The sequence below is a fragment of the Pontibacillus yanchengensis genome, from assembly GCF_009856295.1.
Classification (GTDB): domain Bacteria; phylum Bacillota; class Bacilli; order Bacillales; family BH030062; genus Pontibacillus; species Pontibacillus yanchengensis_A.
In genome coordinates, this window is sequence record NZ_WMEU01000011.1 from 21,491 (window position 1) to 36,985 (window position 15,495).

Below are 15,495 nucleotides of genomic sequence, written 5' to 3' on the forward strand. Positions count from 1 at the left end.
GGGTAGCCCTCCTTTCGTCGCTAAGTTATTTATCTAACGCTTCACCGGATTTTTTAGCGATACGAACTTTGTTTCCGTCGCGCTCTTCATAGCTAACGCGAGTTGGTTCGCCAGTTTTCGGATCAATTGGTAATACGTTCGATACATGGATAGGTGCTTCCTGGCTAAGGATCCCGCCCTGAGGGTTGTCTTGTGACGGCTTGGCATGTTTTTTAATAACATTTACGCCTTCTACAAGGACACGCTCTTTTTTGGGATAAGCTTCAAGAATCGTAGCTTCTTTGCCTTTATCCTTACCAGTGATCACCATGACTTTGTCACCTTTTTTTACGTGCATGCTTGTGGCACCTCCTTACAAGGCAAAAAATTCTTGACTATAATACTTCTGGAGCTAGTGATACAATCTTCATAAATTTGTGTTCACGAAGTTCACGAGCAACAGGTCCGAAAATACGAGTACCACGTGGGCCTTTATCGTCTTTGATAATTACCGCAGCATTTTCGTCAAAGCGGATGTAAGAACCGTCTTTACGGCGAGCTCCAGTTTTAGAACGAACGATAACAGCACGTACTACTTCGTTCTTTTTGACAACGCCACCTGGTGTTGCTTGTTTCACTGAGCATACAATTACATCGCCAATGTTTGCAGTTTTACGGCCTGAACCGCCTAGAACTTTAATAGTCTTCACTTCACGTGCACCAGAGTTGTCTGCAACTTTTAACGTGCTTTCTTGTTGAATCATACAGGTGTTACCTCCCTTCGGCATTCATTCCGAGCGATCTCTATTAGATAATTACTGATTCTTCAACGATTTCTACTAAACGGAAACGTTTGCTTGCTGAAAGAGGACGAGTTTCCATGATTCTTACAACATCGCCTACTTTAGCTGAGTTCTGCTCATCATGTGTTTTGAACTTCTTTGAATATTTAACACGTTTACCATAAAGTTGATGGAACTTATAAGTCTCAACTAAAACGGTAACCGTTTTATCCATTTTATCTGAAACGACACGGCCAACATAAACTTTACGATTATTACGCTCTTCAGTCATCGAGGCTAACCTCCTCTCGTTTATCTATTATTTACGCCTACTTCACGTTCACGAACAACGGTTTTCATACGCGCGATTGACTTACGAACCTGACGGATGCGCGCTGTGTTTTCCAACTGGCCTGTTGCAAGTTGGAAGCGTAAGTTGAAAAGCTCTTCTTTAAGAGATTTAACTTTTTGTTCAATTTCGGCAGTGGTTAGTTCTCTAATTTCATTAGCCTTCATTGATCTCACCACCAATTTCTTCACGTTTTACAAACTTCGTCTTAATCGGTAGTTTGTGAGAAGCAAGACGCAATGCTTCGCGTGCAACTTCTTCAGATACACCAGCGATTTCAAACATGATCTTACCTGGTTTCACAACTGCTACCCAGCCTTCAGGAGCACCTTTACCGGAACCCATACGTACCTCTAGAGGTTTAGCTGTATAAGGTTTGTCTGGGAAAATCTTAATCCATACTTTACCGCCACGTTTCATGTAACGAGTCATAGCAATACGTGCTGCCTCGATTTGACGGCTTGTGATTCGAGCTGGTTCTACAGCTTGTAGTCCAAATTCACCGAAAGCTACAGTAGTACCGCCTTTTGCACGGCCACCTAAGCTGTCGCGATGTTGCTTACGATATTTAACGCGTTTTGGCATTAACATAATGCTTATCCCCCTTCCTTAATTCTTTTTAGATGGAAGGACTTCTCCACGATAAATCCACACTTTAACACCTAGCTTACCGTAAGTAGTGTCTGCTTCTGCAGTACCATAATCGATATCTGCGCGAAGTGTGTGTAGTGGTACAGTACCTTCACTATAACGTTCTGCACGTGCAATGTCAGCCCCGCCTAGACGACCAGATACTTGGGTTTTAATACCTTTAGCACCGGCACGCATAGCGCGTTGGATAGATTGTTTTTGTGCACGACGGAATGAAACACGGTTTTCTAATTGTTTTGCGATGTTATCAGCAACTAGTGCTGCATCTAAATCAGCTTTTTTCACTTCAACGATGTTGATGTGAACTCTTTTACCAGTAAGTTCATTAAGAGCTTTACGAAGTGCTTCAACTTCGGAACCACCTTTACCAATTACCATTCCTGGCTTAGCAGTGTGGATGGAAATGTTAACGCGGTTCGCAGCACGTTCGATTTCAACTGTAGAAAGAGCTGCTTCTGAAAGACGATTTTCTACATATTCACGAATTTTAATGTCTTCATGTAGTAAATCTGCATAATCTTTACCGGAGTACCATTTAGACTCCCAGTCACGAATAACGCCAATACGCAGACCTACTGGATTAACTTTTTGACCCACTTCTTATCCCTCCTTCTTTTCTGATACAACTACTGTGATATGGCTAGTGCGCTTGTTGATTTGGCTTGCACGTCCCATTGCGCGAGGACGGAAACGTTTCAACGTTACACCTTCGTCTACAAACGCTTCAGAAATCACTAGGTTTTCTGGGTCCATTTCATAGTTATGCTCAGCGTTTGCAATCGCAGAATTTAATACCTTTTCAATTTCCGGAGAAGCTCCGCGTTGTGTATGACGTAATACCGCAATCGCTTCGCCAACCTTTTTTCCTCGAATTAAATTGATTACCAAACGAACTTTACGAGGAGCAATACGAACGGATTTCGCAACGGCTTTGGCTTGCATCTTGTGTGCCTCCTCTCATTTAGCGTTTTGTTTTCTTGTCATCGCCACCATGGCCTTTAAACGTACGTGTTGGTGCGAATTCGCCAAGTTTATGACCTACCATGTCTTCTGTAACATAAACAGGTACATGTTTGCGTCCATCATATACTGCGATTGTGTGTCCAACAAAATTAGGGAAAATTGTAGAACGACGAGACCAAGTTTTGATCACCTGATGCTTGTTATCTTCGTTTAATGATTCTACTTTCTTCATCAAGTGATCATCGACGAAAGGTCCTTTCTTTAGGCTACGTCCCATGAATTTACCTCCCTTCGTGTTTGACAATAAGAATATTGCTTATTATCAAGCATATTATTTCTTACGACGACGAACGATATATTTATCAGTATCTTTGTTACGTTTACGAGTCTTCTTACCAAGAGTAGGTTTACCCCATGGAGACATTGGAGAAGGAAGACCGATTGGCGCGCGTCCTTCACCACCACCGTGTGGGTGATCAACTGGGTTCATAACAGAACCACGAACAGTTGGACGTACACCTTTCCAACGAGAGCGTCCAGCTTTACCTACAGTGATAAGTTCATGTTCTAGGTTACCAACTTGCCCTACAGTTGCGCGGCAAGTACCAAGAATCAAGCGAACTTCGCCTGAAGTTAAGCGAACTAGTGTATATTTACCTTCACGTCCAAGGATTTGAGCCTGCGCACCTGCTGAACGAGCTAGCTGTCCACCGTGACCTGGCTTCAACTCAATGTTGTGAATAGTAGTACCTACAGGAATGTCTTTCAACGGAAGAGCGTTACCTACTTTGATGTCTGCTTCCTCACCAGCAATAATAGTAGTATCTACTTTAAGGCCTTTAGGAGCAAGGATATAACGCTTTTCACCATCAACATAGTTGATTAATGCAATGTTAGCGGAACGGTTTGGATCGTACTCGATGCTAGCAACGCGGCCTGGTATTCCATCTTTGTCGCGATTGAAGTCGATTTTACGATATTGACGCTTATGACCTCCGCCTTGATGACGAACTGTTAGACGACCTTGGTTATTACGTCCACCTTTGTTATGAAGTGGAGTTAACAAGGATTTTTCTGGTTGATCAGTTGTGATTTCGCTGAAATCAGAACCTGACATAAACCGACGACCGTTTGTGGTTGGTCTATATTTTTTAATCGCCATCTGTTTACCCTCCTTTATTGTTGAAGTTTATTTATTATGCACCTTCGAAGAATTCAAGGTCTTGGCTATCTTCAGTTAACGTTACAATAGCTTTTTTACTATCTGAACGGTAACCTCCATAACGACCCATACGCTTGAATTTACCTTTAGTGTTCATTGTGTTTACTTTTTCAACTTTAACATCAAAGATTGTTTGAATAGCTTCTTTGATTTCAGTCTTATTTGAATCTGCATCAACTTCGAATGTATATTTTTTCTCAGCCATTATATCAGCAGATTGTTCTGTGATAATGGGGCGCTTAATAATATCACGTGGATCTTTCATTATGCAAGCACCTCCCCTGCTTTTTCAGCTGCTTCTTTAGTTAAAATCAGCTTGTCATGCGTTAGCAAGTCAAGTACATTTACTTGATCAAGTGTTACGGCTTTAACACCAGGAATGTTGTTAGAAGAACGAACAACGTTTTCGTCATGGTCAACTGTAACAATTAGAGCTTCTTTTGCACTAAGTCCGTTTAGTAGGTTCGCAACTTCTTTTGTCTTTGGAGCTTCAAGTGAAAGACTCTCAAGTACGAAAAGGTCATTGCTTGCTGCTTTTTCAGAAAGAGCAGATTTTAGAGCTAAACGACGTACTTTTTTAGGTAGCTTGTAGCTGTAACTGCGTGGTGTAGGACCAAATACAGTACCACCACCTACCCATTGTGGTGAACGGATGGAACCTTGACGAGCACGTCCTGTTCCTTTTTGACGCCACGGTTTGCTTCCTCCGCCACTTACTTCTGATCTGTTCTTAACTTCATGAGTACCTTGACGTAATGATGCGCGTTGCATCAATACAGTCTCATGCATAACATGTTCATTTGGTTCAATACCAAAAACGGCATCAGCTAATTCTACATCACCAACTTGAGAACCGCTTTGGTTATAAAGTGTTATTTTAGGCATGACTTATCCTCCCTTCGTTTTGTAATTAATGGACCGCGCTTGGGCCTGTAATTTTAACGTAAGATTTCTTCGCACCAGGTACATTACCTTTAACAAGTAGAAGGTTACGTTCTTCGTCTACTTTAACAACCTCAAGGTTTTGGATTGTTACTGTTCTAGCACCCATTTGACCAGGTAGTTTTTTACCTTTGAAAACGTGCATAGAGTTAATGTCACCCATTGTACCTGGACGACGGTGGTAACGAGAACCGTGTGTTAGTGGTCCAGTGGATTGGTTATGGCGCTTGATTGCACCTTGGAAACCTTTCCCCTTAGAAGTACCAGTAACATCAATTTTGTCTCCAGCTGCAAATACGTTTACAGAAACCTCTTGACCCATTTCGTAGTCTTCAAGGTTTGTATCACGGAATTCACGAATGAAGCGCTTAGGAGTTGTTTCAGCTTTTTCAACATGGCCTTTAACAGGCTTGTTAGCTAACTTTACGCGCTTTTCAGCGAATCCTAACTGGATTGCTTCATATCCATCATTTTCAACTGTTTTCTTTTGAAGAACAACGTTTGGTTCTGCTTGAATAACAGTTACTGGTGTTAACTCGCCATTGTCATTGAAAAGCTGAGTCATACCAATTTTACGACCTAAGATTCCTTTCGTCATCCGTTACACCTCCTATTTCGTTCGTATTATTTATAATTTAATTTCAATGTCCACTCCGGATGGTAAATCTAAACGCATTAGTGAGTCAACCGTTTGTGGTGTTGGATTAACAATGTCAATCAAACGTTTATGCGTACGCATTTCAAATTGCTCACGAGCATCTTTGAATTTATGTGTAGCACGTAGAATCGTATAGATAGATCGATCTGTAGGAAGCGGGATTGGACCAGATACATTAGCACCGGAACGCTTCGCTGTGTCTACGATTTTTTCAGCGGATTGATCAAGAATACGGTGATCATACGCCTTTAAACGGATACGGATTTTCTCTTTTGCCATTATTTTCCCTCCTTTTTTCGCCCATTTTAGTAATAGACATTCTCCGCGAAAATTCATCCTGACCGCCCTGCCATGGCAAAGGGGCCGGGTGTGTCAGCAACCTTTCGCTTCATCGCCTTTTATGACCAACATTATTCATTATAATAAATAGTTAGTCCATATGCAAGAGTGAATTCAATATTCATCGAATGAATTCGCACTTTTAATATTATACAAATCATATAGACACAAATCAAGGGGGTAATTATAATTTCTATCATTTCTTATAGTTTTAGATTCTGATTTCGAGTTTCTTCTATTATAATGTGTTGATTTGTTATTACTCTTTTTACTATGAAAATGCTCACTAATCTATTACCCTCTGAAGATTTGTGGATTATGTACTTCTAAAACTAGACACCCACTCAAAATAGTCTCCCTAATCCTTAATCCCTTAATTATCATTTGTTAACCTTTCCATAACTATTGAACATAAGAACTAGAAAATGATAGCAGCAGAATAAATCGGGTACTTTTTAAGCTTGGGTACTAACCGTAAATGCCGAATGAAGCCCCCCAGCTTTTCGAAACAGGATTGCTACTCCCCATGGTACATACTCCATTGCAACCATAATCATGCTGTTACTTATTTCAAGATATATAAACAAGTAATATGTAAATCAAGGTTGAATAGATCGGTTAAAGAATAACCCAGTGGTTTCAGTTTAGCTAATTAGTGCAGAGGATTGCTGCAGAATATAGAGGATAATAAATCTTACCATACTGGAGATTTAAAAAAAGAGTTATGCGATACTAGCGAAAAGAACACCAGTCGATACGGATACGTAATCCATAAGTCACCACTTTTAAAATTTGATATACAAGAACAAAAGCGCAAGCGCCCCCTTAGAGGCGTAAAAACTGGATGCAACGTATGAGATAAAGGAAACACGAAGAGCGCAAACGTTCGATGTTGATTTATTATAAGGAGATGCAGGAAGATTACTAGTCGCTGCGCTCTGGAGCTGGACGTGGCCCCTATACATATTAAGTTATACACAAGCCAACCTTTTTATAGTACGCTAGACAACGAAAAAAAGCAGTGAGCTTGAAAGCTCACTGCTTTTAATAATCTTTAAAGATTACTCAACGATTTTAGAAACAACGCCAGCGCCTACTGTACGTCCGCCTTCACGGATTGAGAACTTAGTACCATCTTCGATAGCGATTTTGGAGATAAGCTCAACATCCATTTCAACGTTGTCACCAGGCATAACCATTTCAACGCCTTCAGGTAGCTGAATAACGCCAGTTACGTCTGTAGTACGGAAATAGAACTGTGGGCGATAGTTGTTGAAGAATGGAGTATGACGTCCACCTTCTTCTTTAGAAAGTACATAAACCTCAGCTTTGTACTTATGGTGTGGAGTAATCGTACCTGGCTTAGCAAGTACTTGTCCACGGTTGATGTCGTCACGGTTCACACCACGTAGTAGTGCACCGATATTGTCACCAGCTTCTGCATAGTCAAGAAGCTTACGGAACATTTCTACACCAGTAACAGTAGTCTTGAATGCTTGTTCTGCCATACCGATGATTTCAACGTCGTCACCAACTTTGATAGTTCCGCGCTCAACACGACCAGTAGCAACAGTACCACGGCCTGTGATTGAGAATACGTCCTCAATAGGCATCATGAATGGCTTGTCGTGGTCACGTTCTGGAGTTGGGATGTACTCATCAACAGCTTCCATAAGTTCGAAGATACGGTTAACATACTCTTCGTCACCTTCAAGTGCTTTTAGAGCAGAACCTTTTACAACTGGTACGTCATCGCCAGGGAATTCGTACTCAGATAGAAGATCGCGAACTTCCATTTCAACTAGTTCTAGAAGTTCTTCGTCGTCTACCATGTCAGTTTTGTTAAGGAATACTGCAATAGCAGGTACACCAACCTGACGAGAAAGTAGGATGTGCTCACGAGTTTGTGGCATTGGTCCGTCAGCTGCAGAGACAACTAGGATCGCACCGTCCATTTGTGCTGCACCAGTAATCATGTTTTTAACATAGTCAGCGTGCCCTGGGCAGTCAACGTGTGCATAGTGACGGTTGTCAGTTTCGTACTCAACGTGTGCAGTCGCGATTGTGATTCCACGCTCGCGCTCTTCTGGAGCACCGTCGATTTGGTCATATGCCATTGCTGTACCTGAACCTGAACGATTGTGTAGGCATGTAGTGATTGCTGCAGTTAATGTAGTTTTACCATGGTCAACGTGTCCAATTGTCCCGATATTGACGTGGGCCTTGGAACGGTCAAATTTTTCTTTACCCATTAAAAACTTCCTCCTTTAAATATGCAAAGTTATAATTATAAACTAAATTTATTTGTGGCATAGAATCGAAACGATGTCTACACACGAATCGATTCTATACTTACAATACAAGTTATACTTGAAGTTCGTCAAAAAATCAATTATTGACCAGAATTTTTCTTAACAATTTCTTCAGAAATGCTCTTCGGTACTTCTTCATAGTGAGAGAAGTGCATTGTGTACGTTCCACGACCTTGCGTGTTGGAACGTAAGCTCGTTGCATAACCAAACATTTCAGAAAGTGGTACGAAAGCTTTTACAAGCTGAGCAGAACCACGAGTATCCATACCTTCTACACGTCCACGACGGGAAGTTACGTCACCCATGATATCACCCATGTACTCTTCTGGAATAACGATCTCAACTTTCATCATTGGCTCAAGAAGAACTGGTTTACACTTGTTCTTCGCTTCTTTAAGAGCCATAGAAGCTGCAACTTTATAAGCCATTTCATTGGAGTCAACATCGTGGTAAGAACCATCAAATAGAGTCGCTTTAATATCGATTAATGGATAACCAGCAACAACCCCATTTTCCATAGCTTCTCCAATACCTTGTTGAACAGATGCGATGTATTCACGAGGAATTACACCACCAACGATTTTGTTGTTGAACTCAAAGCCAGCGCCTTCTTCGTTTGGTTCGAATGTAACCCAAACGTGACCGTATTGTCCACGACCACCAGACTGACGTACGAATTTACCTTCAACATCAGCTGAGCCACGGAACGTTTCACGGTAAGCAACTTGTGGGTTACCAATGTTCGCTTCTACCTTGAACTCAACCTTCAAACGGTCAACGATAACGTCAAGGTGAAGTTCACCCATACCAGAGATAATCGTTTGTCCTGTTTCTACGTTTGTTTCTGTTTTGAAAGTAGGGTCTTCTTCAGCTAGCTTCGTTAGAGCAACTGCCATCTTGTCTTGGTCTGCTTTAGATTTCGGCTCAATGGCAACTGAGATAACTGGGTCAGGGAAGTCCATGGATTCAAGAATAACAAGGTTCTTTTCATCACAAAGTGTGTCACCTGTTGCAGTATCTTTCAAACCAACACCAGCTGCGATATCTCCTGCATATACTTCGGAGATCTCTTGACGGGAGTTTGCGTGCATTTGTAGGATACGACCTACACGCTCACGCTTATCCTTAGTAGAGTTTCTTACGTATGAACCGGAGCTTAGAACACCAGAGTACACACGGAAGAATGTTAGTTTACCAACGTAAGGGTCCGTCATAACCTTAAAGGCTAGTGCAGAGAATGGTTCTTTGTCGTCTGGACGACGAACAACTTCTTCTTCTGTACGTGGAACGAAACCTTCGATTGGTGGCACATCAAGAGGTGAAGGTAGATAATCGATGACCGCATCAATTAGTAACTGTACACCTTTATTCTTGAATGCAGAACCGCAAAGTACTGGATAGAAATCAACGCTTAGGGTAGCTTTACGAATAGCTTTCATAAGCTCATCGTTAGAGATTTCTTCTCCTTCAAGGTACTTCATCATTAGATCCTCATCTGATTCTGCAACACCTTCAACTAGCTTTCCGCGATATTCATCAGCAATTTCCTTGTGGCTGTCAGGGATTTCACGAGCTTCAGCACGTGTCCCTAAATCATCAAGGTAATAGTATGCTTGCATTCCGATTAGGTCAATTACACCTTCGAAATGATCCTCTGCACCAATCGGCAGTTGGATTGGGTGTGCATTAGCACCTAAACGATCTTGTAGTGTACCTACGGAGTAAAGGAAATCAGCTCCTACTTTGTCCATCTTGTTAACGAAAACAATACGTGGAACACCGTAAGTAGTAGCCTGACGCCATACTGTTTCAGTTTGTGGTTCAACACCTGACTGTGCATCAAGTACTGCCACGGAACCGTCAAGTACACGAAGGGAACGTTCAACTTCAACTGTGAAGTCTACGTGTCCAGGAGTATCGATAATGTTAATACGATGATCCTTCCACTGAGCTGTTGTCGCAGCTGAAGTGATTGTAATTCCGCGTTCTTGTTCCTGTGACATCCAGTCCATTTGAGAAGCACCTTCGTGTGTTTCTCCTAGCTTGTGAATGCGTCCTGTGTAGAAAAGAATACGCTCGGTAGCAGTTGTTTTACCCGCATCAATGTGCGCCATGATACCAATGTTACGTGTCTTCTCCAAGGAGAACTCTCTTGGCATGAATTCTTCTCCTTCCTATTGGGTGGTATAGTGTTGGTTTCGCTATTACCAGCGATAGTGAGCAAATGCTTTGTTTGCTTCAGCCATTTTGTGAACATCTTCGCGTTTCTTAACAGAAGCGCCAGTGTTGTTCGCAGCGTCTAGAATTTCATTAGCTAAACGCTCTTCCATTGTTTTCTCACCGCGAAGACGAGAATAATTCACGACCCAACGTAGTCCTAGTGCTTGACGACGCTCAGGGCGTACTTCAACTGGTACCTGATAGTTAGATCCACCTACACGACGTGCTCTAACCTCAAGTACTGGCATTACGTTTTTAAGTGCTTGTTCAAAAGTTTCCATAGCGTCATTTCCGCTACGCTCTTGTACAAGATCGAAAGCTTTGTAAAGAATTTTTTGCGCTTTACCGCGTCGTCCGTCCACCATGATTTGGTTGATAAGGCGAGTTACAAGCTTTGAGTTGTACATTGGGTCCGGTAAGACATCACGCTTTGGTACTGGTCCTTTACGTGGCATATGTCCCCCTCCTTTCAAGAGTAGTTACTATTTTTTTATCTAACATGCATCGAGTCATGCATTACTTTTTAGGCTTTTTCGTTCCGTACTTGGAACGACCTTGCATACGGCCTTCAACACCTGCTGTATCAAGTGCGCCACGAACGATGTGGTAACGCACACCTGGTAAGTCCTTAACACGACCGCCACGGATAAGAACAACACTGTGCTCTTGTAGGTTGTGGCCAATACCAGGGATATACGCAGTAACCTCAATGCTGTTTGTCAAACGAACACGTGCATATTTACGAAGTGCAGAGTTCGGTTTCTTTGGTGTTAGTGTCCCAACACGCGTGCAAACACCACGCTTTTGAGGTGATGAAAGATCAGTAAAACGCTTTTTAAAGCTATTGTAACCTTTGTTTAGGGCTGGAGAGTCAGACTTTTTCGTCTTAGAAACACGCCCTTTGCGTACTAATTGGTTAATAGTAGGCATTCTATTTTCCTCCCTTCAAATCTAATTGAGTAAAACCACACATCCAGGTGGTTCATAAATAGGCAAAAAACAAAGCTTTCGCGAATGACAGAATCATACCGCCAAAACTTCACTGCTTTATCGCCACTACAGCTGCTCCAACGTCGATCCCACAAGCTCTTCCTAATTTATTCATAGAATCTACTTGTGTAACTGGAGTTGTTAGCTCCTCGGCAAGACGCAGAACTCTAGTAGTTACTTGCTGTTCAGCATCTTCAGCAATGATAACTTCTTGAACTTTACCATGTTTCATAGCTTTCATGGTTTGTTTAGTTCCGATGACTATATTCGGCTTGGCCTGTGCTACTTTTTCATAAGACATATAAAATATCCTCCAAAGTAACAAGGATAAATGGAAGCACCTTGAATATAGTATCACTCACCTATCGTAATGTCAACGTAGTTTGAATGATTTTTTCAAGATACTTCCGTAATTATCACTTGCAACATCAACTTAATGATTTAGGATTGGGTAATCTCTTCAGGCTCTTCTGCCTTAATCATATCTTCTGTTAGTTCATCTGATGCAGGTTGAACACTGCGATATCTAGGCATTCCAGTACCAGCTGGTACAAGCTTACCAATGATAACATTCTCTTTAAGACCAAGCAATTCATCACGTTTTCCTTTAATTGCAGCATCTGTAAGAACACGTGTTGTTTCTTGGAAGGACGCTGCTGATAAGAAGGAATCTGTTTCAAGTGATGCCTTGGTAATTCCGAGAAGTACTGGACGGCCAAATGCCGGTTGTTTACCAGTAAGCAATGCAGATTCATTAGCTTCTTTGAATTGGTGAATCTCAAGTAAGGAGCCAGGTAGAACATCTGTGTCACCAGCATCATGTACTCGGATTTTACGAAGCATCTGACGAACCATAACTTCAACGTGCTTGTCGCCGATTTCAACACCTTGCATACGATATACTTTTTGTACCTCTTTTAGCAAGTACGTTTCAACGCCTTCTAAGCCTTGGATTTTCAATAGATCTTTTGGATCAATTGAACCTTCTGTTAATGGTTCACCTGCGATGACAGAGTCACCAACAGCAACTTTCATACGAGCACCATAGGAAGCAGTATAGCTACGCTTTTCAACTTCACCTTGAATGGCAATCTCTAGTTTGTCTTTCACTTCATTAACTTCCTCTACTGTACCATGAATTTCACTGATTACAGCTTGCCCTTTCGGGTTACGAGCTTCGAATAACTCTTGGATACGAGGAAGACCTTGTGTGATGTCATCTCCCGCAACACCACCTGTGTGGAAGGTACGCATTGTAAGCTGAGTACCAGGTTCACCGATTGATTGTGCTGCGATGATTCCAACTGCTTCTCCAACTTCAACTTCGGAACCAGTAGCAAGGTTACGGCCGTAACACTTCTTACATACACCGTGGTGTGTGTTACATGTAAACACAGAGCGGATAACTGCAGTTTTAACACCAGAGTCAGAAATGTACTTAGCTGCATCTTCTGAAATAACTTCATTAGGTTTCGCTAGCACTTCCCCTGTTTCTGGATGCTTAATGGTTTGATAAGCAGTACGCCCAACAAGACGATCCACAATTGGTTCGATCATTTCAGTACCTTCACGTAAATCCATTACCTCTAAGCCACGGTCTGTTCCGCAATCGTCCTCTCGAACGATTACGTCCTGAGCCACGTCAACAAGACGACGAGTCAGATAACCTGAGTCGGCAGTCTTAAGTGCTGTATCGGCAAGACCTTTACGCGCACCGTGAGTGGAAATAAAGTACTCAAGTACCGTTAAACCTTCACGGAAACTGGACTTGATCGGTAACTCAATAATCTTACCAGCCGGATTGGCCATAAGACCACGCATACCAGCTAACTGTGTAAAGTTAGATGCGTTACCACGTGCACCAGAATCACTCATCATGAAGATAGGGTTCGTTGGGTCTAAGGATTTCATTAGACGTTCTTGAATGTCGTCTTTGGCTGCTGACCATATAGCGATAACACGATCATAACGCTCATCATCCGTAATAAGACCACGACGGAATTGTTTCATAACCTTATCTACTTTGCCTTGAGCTTCATCAAGAATTTCTTGTTTTTCAGGAAGTACAACGATGTCAGAGACACCTACTGTTATACCTGCTTTAGTGGAATAAGCGAAACCAAGATCCTTCATACGGTCAAGCATTCTAGATGTTTCACTAATCTTAAAGCGTTTGAATACTTCAGCGATTACATTACCAAGAATCTTCTTCTTGAATGGTTCTACAAGCTCACGACCCTGAATGTTTTCTACTACATTTGTTCCTTTAGGGATGAAGTAATGTTCAGGAGTTCGTTCTTCAAGATTAGATTGCGTTGGTTCGTTAATATATGGGAACGACTCTGGCAGAATCTCGTTAAATATCAGTTTACCAACAGTAGTAATTAGCAGCTGGTTGTTTTGTTCTTCAGTGAATGTTCCATTATCCAAGGAAGAAGCTTGCACAGCTACACGAGTGTGTAGGTGAACATATCCATTCTGGTAAGCAATTAGAGCTTCATGAGTATCCTTGAATACTTTACCTTCACCAATAGCACCTTCACGTTCAAGAGTAAGGTAATAGTTACCTAATACCATGTCCTGCGAAGGAGTAACAACTGGCTTACCATCTTTAGGGTTTAAGATGTTTTGAGCTGCTAGCATTAAAATACGAGCTTCAGCTTGCGCTTCTGCAGATAAAGGTACGTGAACAGCCATTTGGTCACCGTCAAAGTCTGCGTTGTAAGCCGTACATACTAGAGGGTGAAGTCGAATTGCTCGACCTTCAACTAGTGTAGGTTCGAACGCTTGAATACCTAAACGGTGAAGCGTTGGTGCACGGTTAAGAAGCACTGGATGCTCTTTAATTACCTCTTCTAGCACATCCCATACTTCTGGGTGAATGCGCTCGATTTTACGCTTAGCAGATTTAATATTGTGTGCAAGTCCTCTATCAACTAACTCTCTCATAACAAATGGCTTGAATAGCTCAAGAGCCATTTCTTTTGGAAGGCCAACTTGGTACATCTTCAGACTAGGTCCAACTACGATAACGGAACGACCTGAGTAGTCAACACGTTTACCTAGAAGGTTCTGACGGAAACGACCTTGCTTACCTTTAAGCATGTGAGACAGTGATTTTAAAGGACGATTTCCTGGTCCAGTAACTGGACGTCCACGACGACCATTATCGATTAGGGCGTCAACAGATTCTTGAAGCATACGTTTTTCGTTCTGCACGATAATTGTAGGAGCTCCAAGATCTAACAGACGCTTAAGGCGGTTATTACGGTTAATAACACGACGATATAAGTCGTTTAAATCGGAAGTCGCAAAACGACCACCATCCAATTGAACCATTGGACGTATTTCTGGAGGTATAACCGGAAGTACATCTAGAATCATCCATGAAGGATCATTACCAGATCCACGGAAGGCCTCTAGTACTTCTAAACGCTTAATAGCGCGAGTACGTCGCTGACCTTGAGCAGTTTTAAGTTCTTCCTTAAGTGTTTCTACCTCTTTATCAAGATCAATGTCTTGTAGCAATCTACGAATAGATTCCGCGCCCATCATTGCTTGAAATGATTTCCCGTATTTTTCACGGTAAGTGCGGTATTCTTTTTCTGATAGTAATTGCTTTTTCTCAAGTGCTGTGTCACCTGGGTCTGTAACCACATAAGCCGCAAAGTAAATAACTTCTTCAAGGGCACGTGGTGACATATCAAGTACAAGACCCATACGACTTGGGATGCCTTTGAAATACCAGATGTGAGAGACAGGGGCAGCTAGTTCTAAGTGCCCCATACGCTCACGACGTACTTTTGCTTTTGTAACCTCTACTCCACAACGGTCACAAACAATCCCTTTGTAGCGCACGCGTTTGTATTTACCGCAGTGACATTCCCAATCCTTTGTAGGACCAAAAATACGTTCACAAAACAGTCCATCTTTTTCAGGTTTTAATGTACGATAGTTAATCGTTTCTGGCTTCTTCACCTCACCAAAAGACCAAGAGCGTATCTTGTCTGGTGAAGCTAAACCAATTTTCATATATTCAAAATTATTTACATCTAGCAAGGGGCCTACCTCCCTTATAGTATCCAGGT

The 15,495-nt window shown here is 42.0% G+C and carries 19 protein-coding genes; all 19 read right to left on the minus strand.

Annotation, left to right across the window (positions count from 1 at the left end; translation table 11 throughout):
* Positions 1 to 25 precede the first annotated feature (25 nt).
* Positions 26 to 337 (minus strand): 50S ribosomal protein L24, encoded by a 312-nt coding sequence (gene rplX / locus GLW08_RS19880; protein ID WP_036819794.1) that lies wholly within the window; start codon positions 335 to 337, stop codon positions 26 to 28.
* Positions 338 to 374: 37 nt separating this feature from the next.
* The gene (gene rplN / locus GLW08_RS19885) at positions 375 to 743 is read right to left on the minus strand and encodes a 50S ribosomal protein L14 (RefSeq protein ID WP_036819797.1); all 369 of its coding nucleotides are present in this window, start codon (positions 741 to 743) and stop codon (positions 375 to 377) included.
* A gap of 43 nt (positions 744 to 786) precedes the next feature.
* The gene (gene rpsQ / locus GLW08_RS19890) at positions 787 to 1,053 is read right to left on the minus strand and encodes a 30S ribosomal protein S17 (protein ID WP_160850365.1); all 267 of its coding nucleotides are present in this window, start codon (positions 1,051 to 1,053) and stop codon (positions 787 to 789) included.
* Positions 1,054 to 1,073: 20 nt separating this feature from the next.
* Positions 1,074 to 1,277 carry a 50S ribosomal protein L29 gene (rpmC, locus tag GLW08_RS19895; protein WP_036819803.1) on the minus strand — a complete coding sequence of 68 codons (204 nt, stop codon included), beginning with the start codon at positions 1,275 to 1,277 and terminating at the stop codon, positions 1,074 to 1,076.
* Positions 1,267 to 1,701, minus strand: a complete 435-nt coding sequence (gene rplP / locus GLW08_RS19900; RefSeq protein ID WP_036819805.1) for a 50S ribosomal protein L16 — start codon at positions 1,699 to 1,701, stop codon at positions 1,267 to 1,269. Before rplP ends, rpmC begins: the two co-directional genes overlap by 11 nt.
* 18 nt (positions 1,702 to 1,719) lie before the next feature.
* Positions 1,720 to 2,358, minus strand: coding sequence for a 30S ribosomal protein S3 (gene rpsC, locus GLW08_RS19905; protein ID WP_160850366.1), 639 nt, complete (start codon positions 2,356 to 2,358; stop codon positions 1,720 to 1,722).
* 3 nt (positions 2,359 to 2,361) lie between these two features.
* The gene (gene rplV, locus GLW08_RS19910) at positions 2,362 to 2,703 is read right to left on the minus strand and encodes a 50S ribosomal protein L22 (RefSeq protein WP_160850367.1); all 342 of its coding nucleotides are present in this window, start codon (positions 2,701 to 2,703) and stop codon (positions 2,362 to 2,364) included.
* Between the two features lie 19 nt (positions 2,704 to 2,722).
* Positions 2,723 to 3,001, minus strand: coding sequence for a 30S ribosomal protein S19 (gene rpsS / locus GLW08_RS19915; RefSeq protein WP_160850368.1), 279 nt, complete (start codon positions 2,999 to 3,001; stop codon positions 2,723 to 2,725).
* A 54-nt stretch (positions 3,002 to 3,055) separates the two neighbouring features.
* Complete coding sequence (rplB, locus tag GLW08_RS19920) at positions 3,056 to 3,886, minus strand: 50S ribosomal protein L2 (protein ID WP_160850369.1); 831 nt, start codon at positions 3,884 to 3,886, stop codon at positions 3,056 to 3,058.
* Between the two features lie 34 nt (positions 3,887 to 3,920).
* Entirely contained in the window at positions 3,921 to 4,211 is a 291-nt protein-coding gene (gene rplW / locus GLW08_RS19925) for a 50S ribosomal protein L23 (protein ID WP_160850370.1), read from the minus strand.
* Positions 4,211 to 4,831 (minus strand): 50S ribosomal protein L4, encoded by a 621-nt coding sequence (rplD, locus tag GLW08_RS19930; protein WP_160850371.1) that lies wholly within the window; start codon positions 4,829 to 4,831, stop codon positions 4,211 to 4,213. The genes rplW and rplD overlap by 1 nt, the downstream gene beginning before the upstream one ends.
* A 25-nt stretch (positions 4,832 to 4,856) precedes the next feature.
* Positions 4,857 to 5,486, minus strand: a complete 630-nt coding sequence (rplC, locus tag GLW08_RS19935; protein WP_160850372.1) for a 50S ribosomal protein L3 — start codon at positions 5,484 to 5,486, stop codon at positions 4,857 to 4,859.
* Between the two features lie 30 nt (positions 5,487 to 5,516).
* Positions 5,517 to 5,825: a 30S ribosomal protein S10 gene (gene rpsJ / locus GLW08_RS19940; RefSeq protein ID WP_036819828.1), complete on the minus strand. Its 309-nt coding sequence runs from the start codon at positions 5,823 to 5,825 to the stop codon at positions 5,517 to 5,519.
* A 1,121-nt stretch (positions 5,826 to 6,946) separates the two neighbouring features.
* Complete coding sequence (gene tuf / locus GLW08_RS19945) at positions 6,947 to 8,137, minus strand: elongation factor Tu (protein WP_160850373.1); 1,191 nt, start codon at positions 8,135 to 8,137, stop codon at positions 6,947 to 6,949.
* Between the two features lie 140 nt (positions 8,138 to 8,277).
* Positions 8,278 to 10,356, minus strand: a complete 2,079-nt coding sequence (gene fusA, locus GLW08_RS19950) for an elongation factor G (protein ID WP_160850374.1) — start codon at positions 10,354 to 10,356, stop codon at positions 8,278 to 8,280.
* A gap of 45 nt (positions 10,357 to 10,401) precedes the next feature.
* On the minus strand, positions 10,402 to 10,872 hold the full coding sequence (gene rpsG / locus GLW08_RS19955; RefSeq protein WP_160850375.1) for a 30S ribosomal protein S7: 471 nt from the start codon (positions 10,870 to 10,872) through the stop codon (positions 10,402 to 10,404).
* 61 nt (positions 10,873 to 10,933) lie between these two features.
* Positions 10,934 to 11,347, minus strand: coding sequence for a 30S ribosomal protein S12 (rpsL, locus tag GLW08_RS19960; protein WP_160850376.1), 414 nt, complete (start codon positions 11,345 to 11,347; stop codon positions 10,934 to 10,936).
* Positions 11,348 to 11,456: 109 nt separating this feature from the next.
* On the minus strand, positions 11,457 to 11,708 hold the full coding sequence (locus GLW08_RS19965; protein WP_160850377.1) for a 50S ribosomal protein L7ae-like protein: 252 nt from the start codon (positions 11,706 to 11,708) through the stop codon (positions 11,457 to 11,459).
* Positions 11,709 to 11,848: 140 nt separating this feature from the next.
* The gene (gene rpoC / locus GLW08_RS19970; protein WP_160850378.1) at positions 11,849 to 15,466 is read right to left on the minus strand and encodes a DNA-directed RNA polymerase subunit beta'; all 3,618 of its coding nucleotides are present in this window, start codon (positions 15,464 to 15,466) and stop codon (positions 11,849 to 11,851) included.
* Positions 15,467 to 15,495 lie beyond the last annotated feature (29 nt).

Coding starts and splice junctions, on each gene's coding strand:
- rplX (WP_036819794.1), bottom strand. CDS start 337: ATGCACGTAAAAAAAGGTGACAAAGTCATGGTGATCACTGGTAAGGAT.
- rplN (WP_036819797.1), bottom strand. CDS start 743: ATGATTCAACAAGAAAGCACGTTAAAAGTTGCAGACAACTCTGGTGCA.
- rpsQ (WP_160850365.1), bottom strand. CDS start 1,053: ATGACTGAAGAGCGTAATAATCGTAAAGTTTATGTTGGCCGTGTCGTT.
- rpmC (WP_036819803.1), bottom strand. CDS start 1,277: ATGAAGGCTAATGAAATTAGAGAACTAACCACTGCCGAAATTGAACAA.
- rplP (WP_036819805.1), bottom strand. CDS start 1,701: ATGTTAATGCCAAAACGCGTTAAATATCGTAAGCAACATCGCGACAGC.
- rplV (WP_160850367.1), bottom strand. CDS start 2,703: ATGCAAGCCAAAGCCGTTGCGAAATCCGTTCGTATTGCTCCTCGTAAA.
- rpsS (WP_160850368.1), bottom strand. CDS start 3,001: ATGGGACGTAGCCTAAAGAAAGGACCTTTCGTCGATGATCACTTGATG.
- rplB (WP_160850369.1), bottom strand. CDS start 3,886: ATGGCGATTAAAAAATATAGACCAACCACAAACGGTCGTCGGTTTATG.
- rplW (WP_160850370.1), bottom strand. CDS start 4,211: ATGAAAGATCCACGTGATATTATTAAGCGCCCCATTATCACAGAACAA.
- rplD (WP_160850371.1), bottom strand. CDS start 4,831: ATGCCTAAAATAACACTTTATAACCAAAGCGGTTCTCAAGTTGGTGAT.
- rplC (WP_160850372.1), bottom strand. CDS start 5,486: ATGACGAAAGGAATCTTAGGTCGTAAAATTGGTATGACTCAGCTTTTC.
- rpsJ (WP_036819828.1), bottom strand. CDS start 5,825: ATGGCAAAAGAGAAAATCCGTATCCGTTTAAAGGCGTATGATCACCGT.
- tuf (WP_160850373.1), bottom strand. CDS start 8,137: ATGGGTAAAGAAAAATTTGACCGTTCCAAGGCCCACGTCAATATCGGG.
- fusA (WP_160850374.1), bottom strand. CDS start 10,356: ATGCCAAGAGAGTTCTCCTTGGAGAAGACACGTAACATTGGTATCATG.
- rpsG (WP_160850375.1), bottom strand. CDS start 10,872: ATGCCACGTAAAGGACCAGTACCAAAGCGTGATGTCTTACCGGACCCA.
- rpsL (WP_160850376.1), bottom strand. CDS start 11,347: ATGCCTACTATTAACCAATTAGTACGCAAAGGGCGTGTTTCTAAGACG.
- GLW08_RS19965 (WP_160850377.1), bottom strand. CDS start 11,708: ATGTCTTATGAAAAAGTAGCACAGGCCAAGCCGAATATAGTCATCGGA.